The sequence below is a fragment of the Mycolicibacterium bacteremicum genome (assembly GCF_002086115.1).
Classification (GTDB): Bacteria; Actinomycetota; Actinomycetes; order Mycobacteriales; family Mycobacteriaceae; genus Mycobacterium; species Mycobacterium bacteremicum.
In genome coordinates this window covers 58,599-71,369 of the sequence record NZ_MVHJ01000015.1, presented here as the reverse complement: position 1 = coordinate 71,369, position 12,771 = coordinate 58,599, and the positions used below count along the sequence as shown (strand labels likewise).

Below are 12,771 nucleotides of genomic sequence, written 5' to 3'. Positions count from 1 at the left end.
CGTCATGAGTTTGACCCTGACAGCCCGGCTCAACACCTCCGCCCTGGACAGCCGCCGCGGGGTGGTGCGCCTGCACCCGGAAGCCATCGCCGCGCTCGGTCTGCGCGAGTGGGATGCGGTCTCGCTACTGGGGTCCCGGACCACCGCCGCAGTGGTCGGGATCGCCCCGCCCGGCACCCCGGCGGGCACCGCACTGCTCGACGACGTGACGTTGTCCAATGCCGGCCTCCGCGAGGACGCCGGCGTGGTGGTGTCCCCGGTGACGGTCAACGGGGCCCGGTCGGTCACCCTGACCGGTTCCCGGCTGGCCACCCGGTCGGTGTCCTCGGCGACGTTGCGGATGGCGTTGCTGGGCAAGGTGCTCTCGGTCGGCGACACCGTGTCACTGCTGCCCCGCGATCTGGGCCCCGGCACCTCGACCTCGGCGGCCACCACCGCGCTGACCACCTCCGTCGGGATCACCTGGACCTCGGAGTTGCTGACGGTGACCGGGGTGGACCCGGCCGGGCCCGTCAGTGTGCAACCGAATTCCAATGTCACCTGGGGTGACGTCGATACGACGGCCCCGCCACCGGCGCCCAGCCAGGCGCCCGCCGCGCCGGCGGTACCGCTGGACGACCTCAAGGGTGCACACACCCAGGCCGGCAAGCTGGCCGAGTGGCTCAAGCTCGCCCTCGACCAGCCCCAACTGCTCGAAACCCTGGGCGCCGCAGCCAATCTCGGAGTGCTGGTCTCCGGGCCGGCCGGGGTCGGCAAGGCCACCCTGGTGCGGGCGGTCTGCGCCGAACGCCGACTCGTCGAACTGGACGGCCCGGAGGTCGGCGCACTCGCCGCCGACGACCGCCTGGGCAGCGTCACCGCGGCCGTCGCCGCGGTGCAGTCCGGTGGCGTCCTGCTCATCACCGACATCGACGCGCTGTTGCCCTCCACGCCGGAGCCGGTGGCCACCCTGATCCTCGCCGAACTGCGTAAAGCGGTGGCCACAAAGGGTGTTGCGTTCATCGCCACCTCGGCGGTGCCGGACAACGTCGATGCGCGGCTGCGGTCTCCCGAGCTGTGCGACCGCGAGCTGGGCCTGAGCCTGCCCGATGCCGCCACCCGCAAGGCGCTGCTGGAGGTGCTGCTTCGCGGTGTGCCCGCCGCCGAACTCGACCTGGAGAAGGTCGCCGAGCGAACCCCGGGGTTCGTGGTCGCCGATCTGGCCGCGCTGGTCCGCGAGGCGGCGTTGCGGGCGGCCGCCCGGGCCAGCGCCGACGGCGCATCGCCGTCGCTCACCCAGGACGATTTCGTGGGCGCGCTCTCGGTCATCCGCCCGCTGTCCCGGTCGGCGACCGAGGAGGTGGCGGTCGGCTCGGTGACGCTGGAGGACGTCGGCGACATGGTCGCCACCAAACAGGCCCTCACCGAGGCGGTGCTGTGGCCGCTGCAGCATCCGGACACCTTTGCCCGGCTCGGTGTGCAGCCCCCGCGCGGGGTGCTGCTCTACGGGCCACCCGGCTGCGGTAAGACCTTCGTCGTCCGCGCACTCGCGAGCTCCGGCCGGTTGTCCGTGCATGCCGTCAAGGGCGCCGAGCTGATGGACAAATGGGTCGGCTCATCGGAGAAGGCGGTGCGCGAACTGTTCCGCCGGGCCCGTGATTCGGCGCCGTCGCTGGTGTTCCTCGACGAGGTCGACGCGCTGGCGCCGCGGCGCGGGCAGAGTCATGACTCCGGTGTCACCGACCGGGTGGTCGCCGCGCTGTTGACCGAGCTCGACGGTATCGAGCCGCTGCGCGATGTCGTGGTCCTCGGCGCCACCAACCGGCCCGACCTGATCGACCCGGCGCTGCTGCGGCCCGGCCGCCTGGAGCGGCTGGTCTTCGTCGAGCCACCGGATGCCGATGCGCGCCGCGACATCCTGCGCACCGCGGGCAAATCCATACCGCTGTCAGCCGAGGTCGATCTGGACACCCTGGCCGACGAGCTGGACGGCTACAGCGCCGCCGACTGTGTCGCGCTGCTGCGCGAGGCGGCTTTGAGCGCGATGCGCCGTTCTATCGACGCCGCCGATGTCACCGCCGCCGACGTCGCCACCGCCCGGCAGAACGTGCGGCCGTCGCTGGATCCGGTGCAGGTCGACTCACTGCGTGCGTTCGCAGAGGGCCGCTAACCGCTCGATCGACGCCGCCAATTTGTCCGCGGTGGTGGCCCGCGCCCGCACCTGCCGCTGCTCGTCGGTCAGCCGGGTCCAGTCGTAGGTGTGGATGACCCGGCAGCGTTCGTCATCGACGGGCTCGATCTGCCAGCGCCACAGGTGCCCGGGCGGCTGCTTGCCCTCCTCGGCCGGCAGCCAGGCGATCAGCCGGCCCTCCTCGAATTCGACGATGTGGTTCACCCGCACCGCGCCGGTGTAGATCGTCATCCGGAACTCGTCGCCGACGGCATGCACGCGTTGCCCGGCTGCCGCCTCGACGTTGTTGTCGTTGCCGTCCCAGCGGGGGTGCAGGGCCGGGTCGGCGATGAGTTCGAAGACGACGTCTGCGGCCGCCGCGATCTCCCGGTCGGCGCTCACGATCCTGCTCACCGGTTCAGCCTACGGTTCGATGAACTCAAAACCGCCCACGTAGACTGGGTTCGTACCAGCCGTCATACCTGTGGTCGATGCGCCTCGCGCAAGCGCTCATCGGCCAATGACACCCCGACCCAACACGATCGGAGTGCCATGCTCGTCGTTCTGCTCGCCCACGTCGTCGCGACCGCGGTGGCGCCCCTTCTGGTCGCCAGATGGGGACGCCTGGCCTTCTACCCGCTCGCGGCAGTCCCACTGCTGTCCCTCATCTGGGTCGGGCTGAACTGGCCGACCGACGAGCACATCCCGACAGTGCACATCCCGTGGATGCCGATGCTGTCGATGGACATCACCCTGCGGTTCGATTCCCTGGCCGCCATCATGAGCGTGCTGGTGCTGGCCATCGGCGCCCTGGTGCTCTTCTATTGCGCGCAGTACTTCCATCACCACGAGGGCCGCATCGAGAAGCGGCTGCCCAGCTTCGCCGCCGAACTGGTCGCCTTCTCCGGTGCCATGTTCGGACTGGTGGTCAGCGACAACATGCTGCTGCTCTACATCTTCTGGGAAACCACGACGGTGCTGTCGTTCCTGCTGGTCGGCCATTACGCCGAACGCGCCACCAGCCGGCGCGCCGCCACCCAGGCGCTGCTGGTGACGACGTTCGGCGGGCTGGCCATGCTCGTCGGCATCGTGGTGCTGGGCAACCTGGCCGGTACCTATCTGCTCTCGGAGCTGATCGCCGCCCCGCCGACCGGGCTGGCCGCCAGCGTCGGCATCGCCCTGGTTCTCATCGGTGCGCTGTCCAAGTCCGCCATCGTGCCGCTGCACTTCTGGTTGCCCGGCGCGATGGCCGCGCCCACCCCGGTCAGCGCCTATCTGCACGCCGCGGCCATGGTGAAGGCCGGTGTCTACCTGGTGGCGCGGCTGACCCCGGGCTTCGCCGACACCGCCTTCTGGCGGCCCATGGTGGTGGGGCTGGGTCTGCTCACCATGCTGTTGGCGGGCTGGCGCGCGATCCGCGAATACGACCTCAAACTCATCCTGGCATTCGGCACCGTCAGCCAGCTCGGTTTGATCACGATCATGGTGGGCACCGGCGGCCCGGACATGATGCTGGCCGGGCTGGCCATGCTCTGCGCGCACGCCATGTTCAAGGCGGCGCTGTTCATGGTGGTCGGCGTCATCGACCACGCCACCGGAACCCGTGACATCCGCAAGCTCGCCGGTCTGGGGCGGGCGCACCGGCCGATGCTCATCATCGCCGTCGGCGCGTCCGCAAGCATGGCCGCGCTGCCCCCCTTCTTCGGATTCATCGCCAAGGAAGCCGATCTGGAGACGGTGCTGCACAGTGAGGTGCTGGGTGCGGCGGCCCCGTTCGTGCTCGCCGGCATCGTCATCGGCTCGGTCTTCACCACCATGTACAGCCTGCGGTTCCTGTGGGGCGCCTTCGCCGACAAGGGCGCCACCGAGCCCAGCGTCCGCGTCGCCGAGATGCACCGTCCCCCCGTCACTTTCCTGCTGCCGCCGGCCATCCTGGCCGCCGCCGGCCTGGTGTTCGGACTGTGGCCGTCGGGCATCGACCGGGTGCTCGACGACTACGCCGAGACCATTCCGGGCGGATCCGACTACTACCTGGCGCTGTGGCACGGATTCGGGCTGCCGCTGCTGCTGTCGGTGCTCATCCTGATCACCGGCACCGCGCTGTTCTTCGGGCGCCGGCGGCTGCCGCGGGGGCGTCTGGGCTTCACCCCGCTGGGCAACGCCGACCGCATCTACGACGAGGTGATGCGCGGTCTCGACGTGCTGGCGGTCCGGTTGACCGCGCAGACCCAGCGCGGGTCACTGCCGGCCACCCAGTCGGTCATCCTGTGCACGCTGGTCCTGCTTCCGGTCGCGGTGCTGATGCTGGGGGCCCGCAACCGACCGGAGATGGCCCTGTGGGATTCGCCGTTGCAGGTCGTCATCGGAGCGGTCATCCTGGCGGCCGCCCTGGGCGCGACCGTGATGCGCAACCGACTGGCCGCGGTGCTGCTGGTCGGCGTCACCGGCTACGGTTGCGGCGCCATCTTCGCCCTGCACGGCGCGCCTGATCTGGCGCTCACCCAGTTCCTGGTGGAAACGCTGCTGCTGGTGATCTTCGTGCTGGTGCTGCGTACCCTGCCCGCCGAGGCCGACCGGTCCAACGTCAACCGCAGCCGGGTGCCGCGCGCGGCGCTGTCGCTGGCGGTCGGCGCGGCGGTGACCGCACTGGCGGTGTTCGCGATGGCTGCCCGCGACACCCGCCCGATCGCCGAATTGTTGCCCGAGGCCGCGTATCACCGCGGGCACGGCGCCAACACCGTCAACGTCCTGCTGGTCGACATCCGCGCCTGGGACACCATGGGCGAGATCTCGGTGCTGGTGGTCGCCGCGACCGGGGTGGCCTCGATGGTGTTCCGCAACAGGCGGTTCGGCGCGGCACCGCGGGTGTCGCAGGCCAGGCCCAGCGCCGCGGGCCAGCCCGATATCGGGTTGGTCACCGCCTACAGTCCGGCCGCCGGTGACGTCACCTGGCTGCGCGGCAGCGAGTTGCGCGATCCGCGGCACCGCTCGCTGGTGTTGGAGGTCGCGACCCGGATCATCTTCCCGCTCATCATGGTGCTCTCGGCCTACCTCTTCTTCACCGGACACAACACCCCCGGCGGCGGATTCGCCGGTGGCTTGACCGCGGGCCTGGCACTCGTGCTGCGGTATCTGGCCGGCGGCCGTTACGAACTGGGCGAGACGCTGCCGCTGGATGCCGGCAAGGTACTGGGCACCGGTCTGTTGCTGTCCGCGGGGACGGCGGTGACCTCGCTGCTGCTGGGTGCACCGGTGCTGTCCTCGGCGGTGCTGCACCTGGAGGTACCGGTGCTCGGCGACATCAAGCTCGTCACTGCCCTGTTCTTCGATCTCGGTGTGTACCTCATCGTGGTCGGCCTCGTCCTCGACATCCTGCGCAGCCTCGGTGCCCGCGTCGATGCGGAAAGGGTGCGATGATCACCTATCTTGTTCCCCTGATCCTCATCGGCGGGCTGACCAGCACCGGCGTGTACCTGCTGTTGGAACGCACCCTGACCCGGATGTTGTTGGGACTGCTGCTGATCGGTAATGCCGTCAATCTGCTCCTGCTCAATGTGGGTGGGCCGTCCGGTAATCCGCCGGTGTACGGCCGCACCAGCAACGGCGCACAGACCGACGCGGACCCGCTGGCGCAGGGCATGATCCTGACCGCCATCGTGATCGCGATGGGTGTCGCGGCCTTCGTGCTGGCCTTGGCCTACCGGTCCTATCAACTGACCACCGTCGAGGAAGTCAGCAACGACCCCGAGGACACCAGGGTCGCCGAGCGCGCCGACGAGGAGGTCGTCGACCGCGATATCCCCGACGTGGTGCCCTCCCGCGACACCGACCTGCCCGATGAACTCGACGCCCTGCCGGGTGCGGAGGGGTCCCGCTGATGGCCCTGGCACAGATCCTCACCCCGCTGCCGGTACTGATCCCGACCATCGCCGCCGCCATTGCCATGGTCGCCGGGCGCAGTCCGCGTATCCAGCAACTGATCTCGCTGACCGCGCTGTCTGCGGTGGTGGCGGTGTGCGCGGTGCTGCTCTATCTGGTCGACCGCGACGGCACCGTCGCCGTCCAGGTCGGCGGCTGGGGGCAGACCGAGCCGGGCATGGGCCCGCTGGGCATCACGCTGGTCGCCGACCGGCTCTCGGTGCTGATGCTGGTGGTGTCCTCGATCGTGCTGCTGGCGGTCGTGTTCTACGCCATCGGCCAGGGCATCAGCGACGGCGATGAACGCCAGCCGGTTTCGATCTTCCAGCCCACGTACCTGATCCTGTCGGCCGGTGTCTGCACCGCGTTCCTGGCCGGTGACCTGTTCAACCTGTTCGTCGGTTTCGAGGTGCTGCTGGCCGCCAGTTTCGTGCTGCTGACCATCGGCGGCAGCGCCGAACGGGTGCGTGCCGGCATCGCCTACGTCATGGTGTCGATGGTGTCCTCGCTGATCTTCCTGATCGGTATCGCGCTGGTGTACGCCGCCACCGGCACCCTCAACATGGCCGAGGTCGCGGTGCGGCTCTCCGACGTTCCCGACGGCACCCGCACGGCGCTGTTCGCCGTGCTGCTGGTCGCGTTCGGCATCAAGGCCGCGGTGTTCCCGCTGTCGGCGTGGTTGCCCGATTCCTATCCGACCGCGCCCGCACCCGTCACCGCGGTGTTCGCCGGCCTGCTGACCAAGGTCGGTGTGTACGCGATCATCCGGGCGCACTCGCTGTTGTTCCCCGAGGGCGGCCTCGACGACGTGCTGCTGGTGGCCGCACTGCTGACCATGGTGGTCGGCATCCTGGGCGCAATCGCGCAGAACGACATCAAGCGCCTGCTGTCCTTCACTCTGGTGAGCCACATCGGGTACATGATCTTCGGTGTCGCCCTGGGCAATCAGCTGGGGATGTCGGGCGCGGTGTACTACGTGGCGCACCACATCGTGGTGCAGACCACCCTGTTCCTCGTCGTCGGTCTCATCGAACGGCAGGCGGGCGCGTCGACGCTGCAGCGCCTCGGCGGCCTGGCCGCGGCAAGCCCGCTGTTGGCTTTCATCTTCGTGGTGCCGGCGCTGAATCTCGGTGGCATACCGCCGTTCTCCGGATTCATCGGCAAGGTGGCCCTGCTGGAGGCCGGTGCCGAATCGGGTACCTCGCTGGCCTGGGTGCTGGTCGGTGGCAGCGTGGTGACCAGCCTGCTCACTCTGTACGCGGTGACCCGCGTCTGGACCAAGGCGTTCTGGCGGGCCCGCGCCGACGCGCCGGAGGGCAACCTGTCCAACACCGTGCCCGCGGCACTGATCGACGATGACGACGATATCGCCTTCGCCGATCGCAACGATGTCGGCAAGATGCCGGTCGGGATGCTGCTGCCCACCGGGGCCCTGATCGCGGTGGGGCTGGCGCTGACGGTGTTCGCCGGTCCGATCTACGGATACAGCGAGCGCGCCGCCGAACAGATAATCGATCGCGGCCAATACATCTCGGCGGTGTTGCGATGAGCGTCTGCGCGAAGAGCCGAGGTTCACGATGAGAAAGATCACGTTACGCATCTGGACGCTGTGCTGGCTGACGCTGGTGTGGATCCTGCTGTGGGGCACGTTCTCGGCCGCCAACATCATCGGCGGTCTGGTCGTCGCACTGGTCATCACGTTGCTGCTCCCGTTGCCCGCGGTACCGGTGGAAGGGAAGCTCCGGCCGTTGGCGCTGCTTCGCCTGGTGCTCTATGTCGCGGTGAAACTCGTGGTGTCCTCGTTCCAAGTGGCTTGGCTGGCAATCAAACCCGGTCCTCAGCCGGCCACCGCGGTGCTGCGCGCACACCTGGCCGTCAAGTCCGATCTGGTGCTCGCCCTGGCGGTCGGCGTACTCACCCTCATCCCGGGTTCGGTGGTCCTGGAGATCGATCAGCGGCGCCGGCTCATCTACCTGCACGTGCTGGATGTCGGTTCCGAGAAGGCGGTCGCGGCCTTCTACCGGCAGGTGAAGACCGTCGAGCGACTCATGGTGGCCGCGTTCGAACGGGATGCCGACTGGCGGGCGTCCGCCGATAAGGAGGACGCCTGATGCATATCGTCTGGGTCGCCGCGGCGGTGATGCTCTCGGCCGCCGCCGCCATCACCGTCTACCGCTTGCTGGCCGGACCCACCACGCTGGACCGGCTGGTCGCGCTGGATGCCTTTGTCGCGGTGTCGATGTGCGGTATCGGCACCTGGGCGGCGTTCAGTCTGGACAGCACCGTCACCTACAGCCTCACTGCGCTGGCGCTGATCAGTTTCGTCGGGTCGGTCAGCGTGGCGCGCTTCCGCGTGCCCGACCGCGATCCGGACGAACGGAGGGCATCGTGACCGTAGTCGACATCATCACCTCGATCCTGGTGCTGGGCGGTTCGGCGCTGGCGCTCACCGCTGCCATCGGGGTCGTGCGCTTCCCCGACACCCTGACGCGCATGCACGCCGCGAGTAAGCCGCAGGTGTTGGGGCTGCTGCTGGTCCTGGCCGGCGCGGCGGTCCGGCTCAGCGGCCATCCAGATGTCGGCATGATCATCCTCGCCGGCTTGTTCACGATCATCACCGCGCCGGTGGTGGCCAATCGGGTCGGCCAGTTGGCCTACCGTGAACAGAACGTCCAGGAGAGCGTGATCGCCGACGAGTTGAAGCACAACCCGTTGCCCGACCCCGAGTAGCTACTCCGACAGCTGGAACTCCACCAGCGCGGCCACCGTCTCGACGGCCTCGCGCAGTGCGGCCAACCGCGCCGACGCGTGCGGAGCCGCCAGGACCGCGTACCGGTCGGCCTGTCCGATCGGTATCCGGGAGGCCAACGCGTACAGCCGATCTCCGGGTTGCTGGCCGGGTTCGGGCCCGCCGAGCAGCACCTCGCGCGGCGGCAACTCGGCATCCCGCGCGGCCGCGATCCGCTCGAACAGGGCCATCACGGTGTCCTCGACGCCCGCGATGTCGTCCCCGGTGATGGACGGACCGGCCTCGTCGGGCCAGCTCTCGGTCTGGGCCCGCGGATAGGGGGCGTCGTCGAGCCACTGGATCACCCGGATCCGCTCGCCGAGCACGCTGCGCAGCCGGTACTTGCCGCCGCCCAGGTCGGTGTGCTCGACGATGCGCGCCAACGCCCCGACGTCGCTGCGCACATCGCCACCGCCGACCTCGCGGCCGGCCTGGATGAGCACCACACCGAACTCACCGGTGCCGGCCAGGCAGTCCGAGATCATGGCCGAGTAGCGGGGTTCGAAGATCCGCAGCGGCAGTTCCTCACCCGGCAGCATGGCGACCTCGAGCGGGAACATCGCCGTCGGCGCGGGCGTGCTCACAGGTCCAGCTCGCCGATCAGCGAGTCGACCACCGCGCGCAGGTCGCCGTCGTGCTCCTCGGCCACCCGGCGCTGACGCTGATAGGACGCTCCGTCGCGGTAGATGCCCTCCACCCGGCGCAGTTCGTCGGCGCATCCCAGCGACACCGCCACCGGCTCCAGCCGGTTCAGCAGGTCGTCGAGGTCCTCGGTGACCAGACGTTCGTTGCTGTCGGAATCCAAGATGATCACTGCGTCCAGCCCGTAACGCGCTGCGCGCCACTTGTTCTCCTGCACATGCCAGGGCGGCATGGTCGGCAGCTGGTCACCGGCGTCGAGGCGGCGGTCCAGGTCGACGATCAGGCAGTGCGTCAAAGCCACCAGCGCGCCCAACTCGGCGAGGTTGGACACCCCGTCGAAGATGCGCACCTCGATGGTGCCGAGATGCGGGGACGGCCTTATATCCCAACGGATCTCGTTCATGTGATCGATGATGCCGGTCTTCTTCTGGTCGTAGACGAACCGTTCGAAGTGCGACCACTTCTGGAAGTGGAACGGCAGACCGGCGGTCGGCAACTGCTGGAACATCATCGCGCGGTTGCTGGCATAACCGGTGTCCTCGCCATCCCAGAACGGCGACGACGAGGACAGCGCCAACAGGTGCGGGTAGTGGTTGAGCAGCGAGGTGATGATCGGCATCACCTTGTGCGCCGAGGAGATGCCGACGTGCACGTGCACGCCCCAGATCAGCATCTGCCGTCCCCACCACTGGGTGCGTTTGATCAGCTCCGCGTAGCGCGGCCCCTCGGTGAGCTGCTGCATCTCCCATTCGGCGAACGGATGGGTGCCCGCGCAGAACAGCTCCATGCCGCGCTCGCGGGCGATACGGCGCACCGGCACCAGGGTGTCGTGCAGGTCGGTCATCGCCTCCGGCACCGTCTCACAGATGCCGGTGACCACCTCGACGGTGTTGCGCAGCAATTCCTTGTGCACATGCGGCGTTTCGCCGATCTCGGCGATCACCGCCGCGGCCTCGTTGCTCAGGTCGCGGGTGACGGGATCGACGAGCGCGAACTCCCATTCGACACCGACGGTCGGCCGGGGAGACCCGGCGAAGTCGATGCGATTGCTATTCCGCGGAGAAGACACCGCAGGCTACCCGGCCGCCGGCATCACCGGTGGCCAGCGTCTGCTGGTCGGGGCCGGGGGTTCCATTGATCTGCTGGTACTTCTCGGGCGGGATGTTGCCGAAGTTGTCGGCGTTCTCGTGGATCACGATCGCGGTCTTGCTGCCGGCGAGCAGATCCTCGGCGGTGAAGGCGTCGGTGGTGGTGACCAGCTTGGCCGATCCGTCGGCGCGGACCTGCAGCGAGCTGAGGTCGCCGCTGGAGGGATGCCCGGAGTGACCTTCGCGCTGGAAGTGTCCACCGGCGCTGGTGAAATCGCCCTCGCAGGTGCCGACCTGGTGGATGTGCAGACCGTGGAATCCCGGGGCCAGTTCACCGGAGGTGGTGGTCTCGACCGTCACGGTCGCGAAGCCCTCGGCGAAGTCGATGGTGGCGGTCGCCACGTCGGTGCCGTCGGCGGTCTTCAGGTCGGCGGTCAACGTCTCGGCCCCGGCCGCCGATCCATGCTCGGCACCCGATCCGTGTTCTTCGCCGTCGCCCTCTGCGGCCGGGGCCGAGGGCGACGGTGATCCGGTCCATACCGGCGGCGTGGTTCCCGGCGAGGTGGCCTCCGGCTCGTACGGTGCGCAAGCTGCGGCGATCGGCACGGTCAGTGCGGCGGCGGCAAGAAGACGGATCGAGGCTGAGATCGGCATGTCCGAGACTCTAGCCGGTGACCGCCACGATGACGCCCGGCGGTTGCTCCACCAGTTCAGGGCGTCTGGGCTCCACGGGCGCCTCCAGTAGCCGGCCGACCTCCTCGGCGGCTTCCCGTTCACCGGGCTCCTCGCCGAAGAACACCGTCGTCGCCGGCAGACCCTCCAGAACCAGGTTGCCGGTCTCGGTGACGTTCCAGCCATCCTCACGCAACCGGTTGGCCGCCCCCTCGGCGGCGCCGGCCACCTCGGAGGTGTTGAACACCCGCACCTCGGCCTCGCGCGCATCGGGTTCCGCCGTCGGTTCGGCGCTGGAGGTGGGACTGCTGGTCGTCGTGGCGCTGATGGCGACCGAGTCGGCCTCGTCGTCACCGTCGGAGCCCATGTACTGGAAGGCGATCAGCAGGAACGCGACTCCCAGGAACAACAGCACCATCACCATGGCGCGCAGGGGCAGCCCGGAAGAGTCTCGCTGGTTCATCGGGGCCAGCCTAACGGCTCACGTGATGTCGAAACCGAGCCGCCGGGCCGCCTTGGCCTTCTGCCGGCTCGCGCGCACCCGACGCAGCCGCTTGACCAGCATCGGGTCGGCGGCGAGCGCCTCGGGCCGATCGACAAGGGCGTTCAGTACCTGGTAGTACCGGGTCGCCGACATCGAGAACAGTTCCTTGATGGCATCTTCCTTGGACCCCGCGTATTTCCACCACTGGCGTTCGAACGCCAGAATGTCGTGTTCGCGGCGGGTCAGCCCGTCCGCGGGTTCGGAGTCGTCCCCGGATTGGCCGGTCCGCGCGATGGCGCCATCCATATCGCTGTTTGGACCCTTCCGATCACTCACAAAATGACATTGGTGTGGTTCGGCGATCATTCAATCACGGCCCCGCTATTTGAGGCGTGATCGTTACCCGCGCGTCGGCTGACTTAAGCTTGCCAACCGTGGCTGTCGTACCGATCCGTATTGTGGGCGATCCCGTCCTGCACACCCCGACCACCCCGGTGCCCGTGGGCGCCGACGGGACCCTACCTGCCGACCTGGCGGCGCTCATCGCCGACATGTACGACACCATGGACGCGGCCAACGGGGTTGGCCTGGCCGCCAACCAGATCGGTCGCACCGAGCGGGTGTTCGTCTACGACTGCGCCGACGACCGCGGTAAGACCGCGCGCCGCCGCGGCGTGGTGATCAACCCGGTGCTGGAAACCTCCGAGGTTCCCGAGACCATGCCCGATCCCGATGACGACGACGAGGGTTGCCTGTCGGTGCCCGGCGAGTCCTTCCCCACCGGCCGCGCATCCTGGGCGCGGGTCACCGGACTGGACGCCGACGGCACCGAGATCACGCTGGAGGGCACCGGTCTGTTCGCCCGGATGCTGCAGCACGAGACGGGACATCTGGACGGGTTCACCTACCTGGACCGGCTCATCGGCCGGCACGCCAGGGCCGCCAAGCGGATGGTCAAGCACAACCAGTGGGGTGTCCCGGGGTTGAGCTGGACGCCCGGCGAGGATCCCGACCCCTTCGGCCACTAGCC

The 12,771-nt window shown here is 68.8% G+C and carries 14 protein-coding genes; 8 read left to right on the top strand and 6 right to left on the bottom strand.

Translation table 11 applies throughout. From position 1 onward, the window contains the following. Positions 1-4 precede the first annotated feature (4 nt). The gene (locus BST17_RS18225; protein WP_083060305.1) at positions 5-2,149 is read left to right on the top strand and encodes an AAA family ATPase; all 2,145 of its coding nucleotides are present in this window, start codon (positions 5-7) and stop codon (positions 2,147-2,149) included. Here the strand turns inward: BST17_RS18225 and BST17_RS18220 are convergent. Beyond that, positions 2,120-2,554 carry an SRPBCC family protein gene (locus BST17_RS18220; protein WP_083060355.1) on the bottom strand — a complete coding sequence of 145 codons (435 nt, stop codon included), beginning with the start codon at positions 2,552-2,554 and terminating at the stop codon, positions 2,120-2,122. The genes BST17_RS18225 and BST17_RS18220 overlap by 30 nt on opposite strands. Positions 2,555-2,701: 147 nt before the next feature. Here BST17_RS18220 and BST17_RS18215 point away from each other — a divergent pair, with 147 nt between their 5' ends. The 6 genes from BST17_RS18215 to mnhG are packed head-to-tail and all read left to right on the top strand — an operon-like array spanning position 2,702 to position 8,797. Next, entirely contained in the window at positions 2,702-5,566 is a 2,865-nt protein-coding gene (locus BST17_RS18215) for a Na+/H+ antiporter subunit A (protein WP_083060304.1), read from the top strand. Then, complete coding sequence (locus tag BST17_RS18210; protein ID WP_083060303.1) at positions 5,563-6,027, top strand: Na(+)/H(+) antiporter subunit C; 465 nt, start codon at positions 5,563-5,565, stop codon at positions 6,025-6,027. Before BST17_RS18215 ends, BST17_RS18210 begins: the two co-directional genes overlap by 4 nt. After that, on the top strand, positions 6,027-7,616 hold the full coding sequence (locus BST17_RS18205; RefSeq protein WP_109750195.1) for a Na+/H+ antiporter subunit D: 1,590 nt from the start codon (positions 6,027-6,029) through the stop codon (positions 7,614-7,616). Before BST17_RS18210 ends, BST17_RS18205 begins: the two co-directional genes overlap by 1 nt. A gap of 28 nt (positions 7,617-7,644) precedes the next feature. Continuing rightward, a complete protein-coding gene (locus tag BST17_RS18200; RefSeq protein WP_083060302.1) occupies positions 7,645-8,178 on the top strand; it encodes a Na+/H+ antiporter subunit E in 534 nt (177 codons plus the stop codon). After that, on the top strand, positions 8,178-8,459 hold the full coding sequence (locus BST17_RS18195; RefSeq protein WP_083060301.1) for a monovalent cation/H+ antiporter complex subunit F: 282 nt from the start codon (positions 8,178-8,180) through the stop codon (positions 8,457-8,459). Before BST17_RS18200 ends, BST17_RS18195 begins: the two co-directional genes overlap by 1 nt. Continuing rightward, positions 8,456-8,797: a monovalent cation/H(+) antiporter subunit G gene (gene mnhG / locus BST17_RS18190; RefSeq protein WP_083060300.1), complete on the top strand. Its 342-nt coding sequence runs from the start codon at positions 8,456-8,458 to the stop codon at positions 8,795-8,797. The genes BST17_RS18195 and mnhG overlap by 4 nt, the downstream gene beginning before the upstream one ends. Here mnhG and BST17_RS18185 read toward each other — a convergent pair whose 3' ends face one another. The 5 genes from BST17_RS18185 to BST17_RS18165 are packed head-to-tail and all read right to left on the bottom strand — an operon-like array spanning position 8,798 to position 12,047. Further along, positions 8,798-9,415, bottom strand: coding sequence for an LON peptidase substrate-binding domain-containing protein (locus tag BST17_RS18185; protein WP_083060353.1), 618 nt, complete (start codon positions 9,413-9,415; stop codon positions 8,798-8,800). Positions 9,416-9,435: 20 nt separating this feature from the next. Beyond that, on the bottom strand, positions 9,436-10,566 hold the full coding sequence (locus tag BST17_RS18180) for a glutamate--cysteine ligase (RefSeq protein ID WP_083060299.1): 1,131 nt from the start codon (positions 10,564-10,566) through the stop codon (positions 9,436-9,438). Next, positions 10,547-11,239, bottom strand: a complete 693-nt coding sequence (gene sodC, locus BST17_RS18175; protein ID WP_083060298.1) for a superoxide dismutase[Cu-Zn] — start codon at positions 11,237-11,239, stop codon at positions 10,547-10,549. The genes BST17_RS18180 and sodC overlap by 20 nt, the downstream gene beginning before the upstream one ends. A gap of 10 nt (positions 11,240-11,249) precedes the next feature. Further along, entirely contained in the window at positions 11,250-11,720 is a 471-nt protein-coding gene (locus BST17_RS18170; protein ID WP_083060297.1) for a LytR C-terminal domain-containing protein, read from the bottom strand. Between the two features lie 18 nt (positions 11,721-11,738). Continuing rightward, positions 11,739-12,047, bottom strand: coding sequence for a nucleoid-associated protein NapA (locus tag BST17_RS18165; RefSeq protein ID WP_019513723.1), 309 nt, complete (start codon positions 12,045-12,047; stop codon positions 11,739-11,741). A 128-nt stretch (positions 12,048-12,175) separates the two neighbouring features. On the opposite strand from BST17_RS18165, the gene BST17_RS18160 reads away from it, so the two are divergent. Further along, positions 12,176-12,769, top strand: coding sequence for a peptide deformylase (locus BST17_RS18160; RefSeq protein WP_083060296.1), 594 nt, complete (start codon positions 12,176-12,178; stop codon positions 12,767-12,769). Positions 12,770-12,771 lie beyond the last annotated feature (2 nt).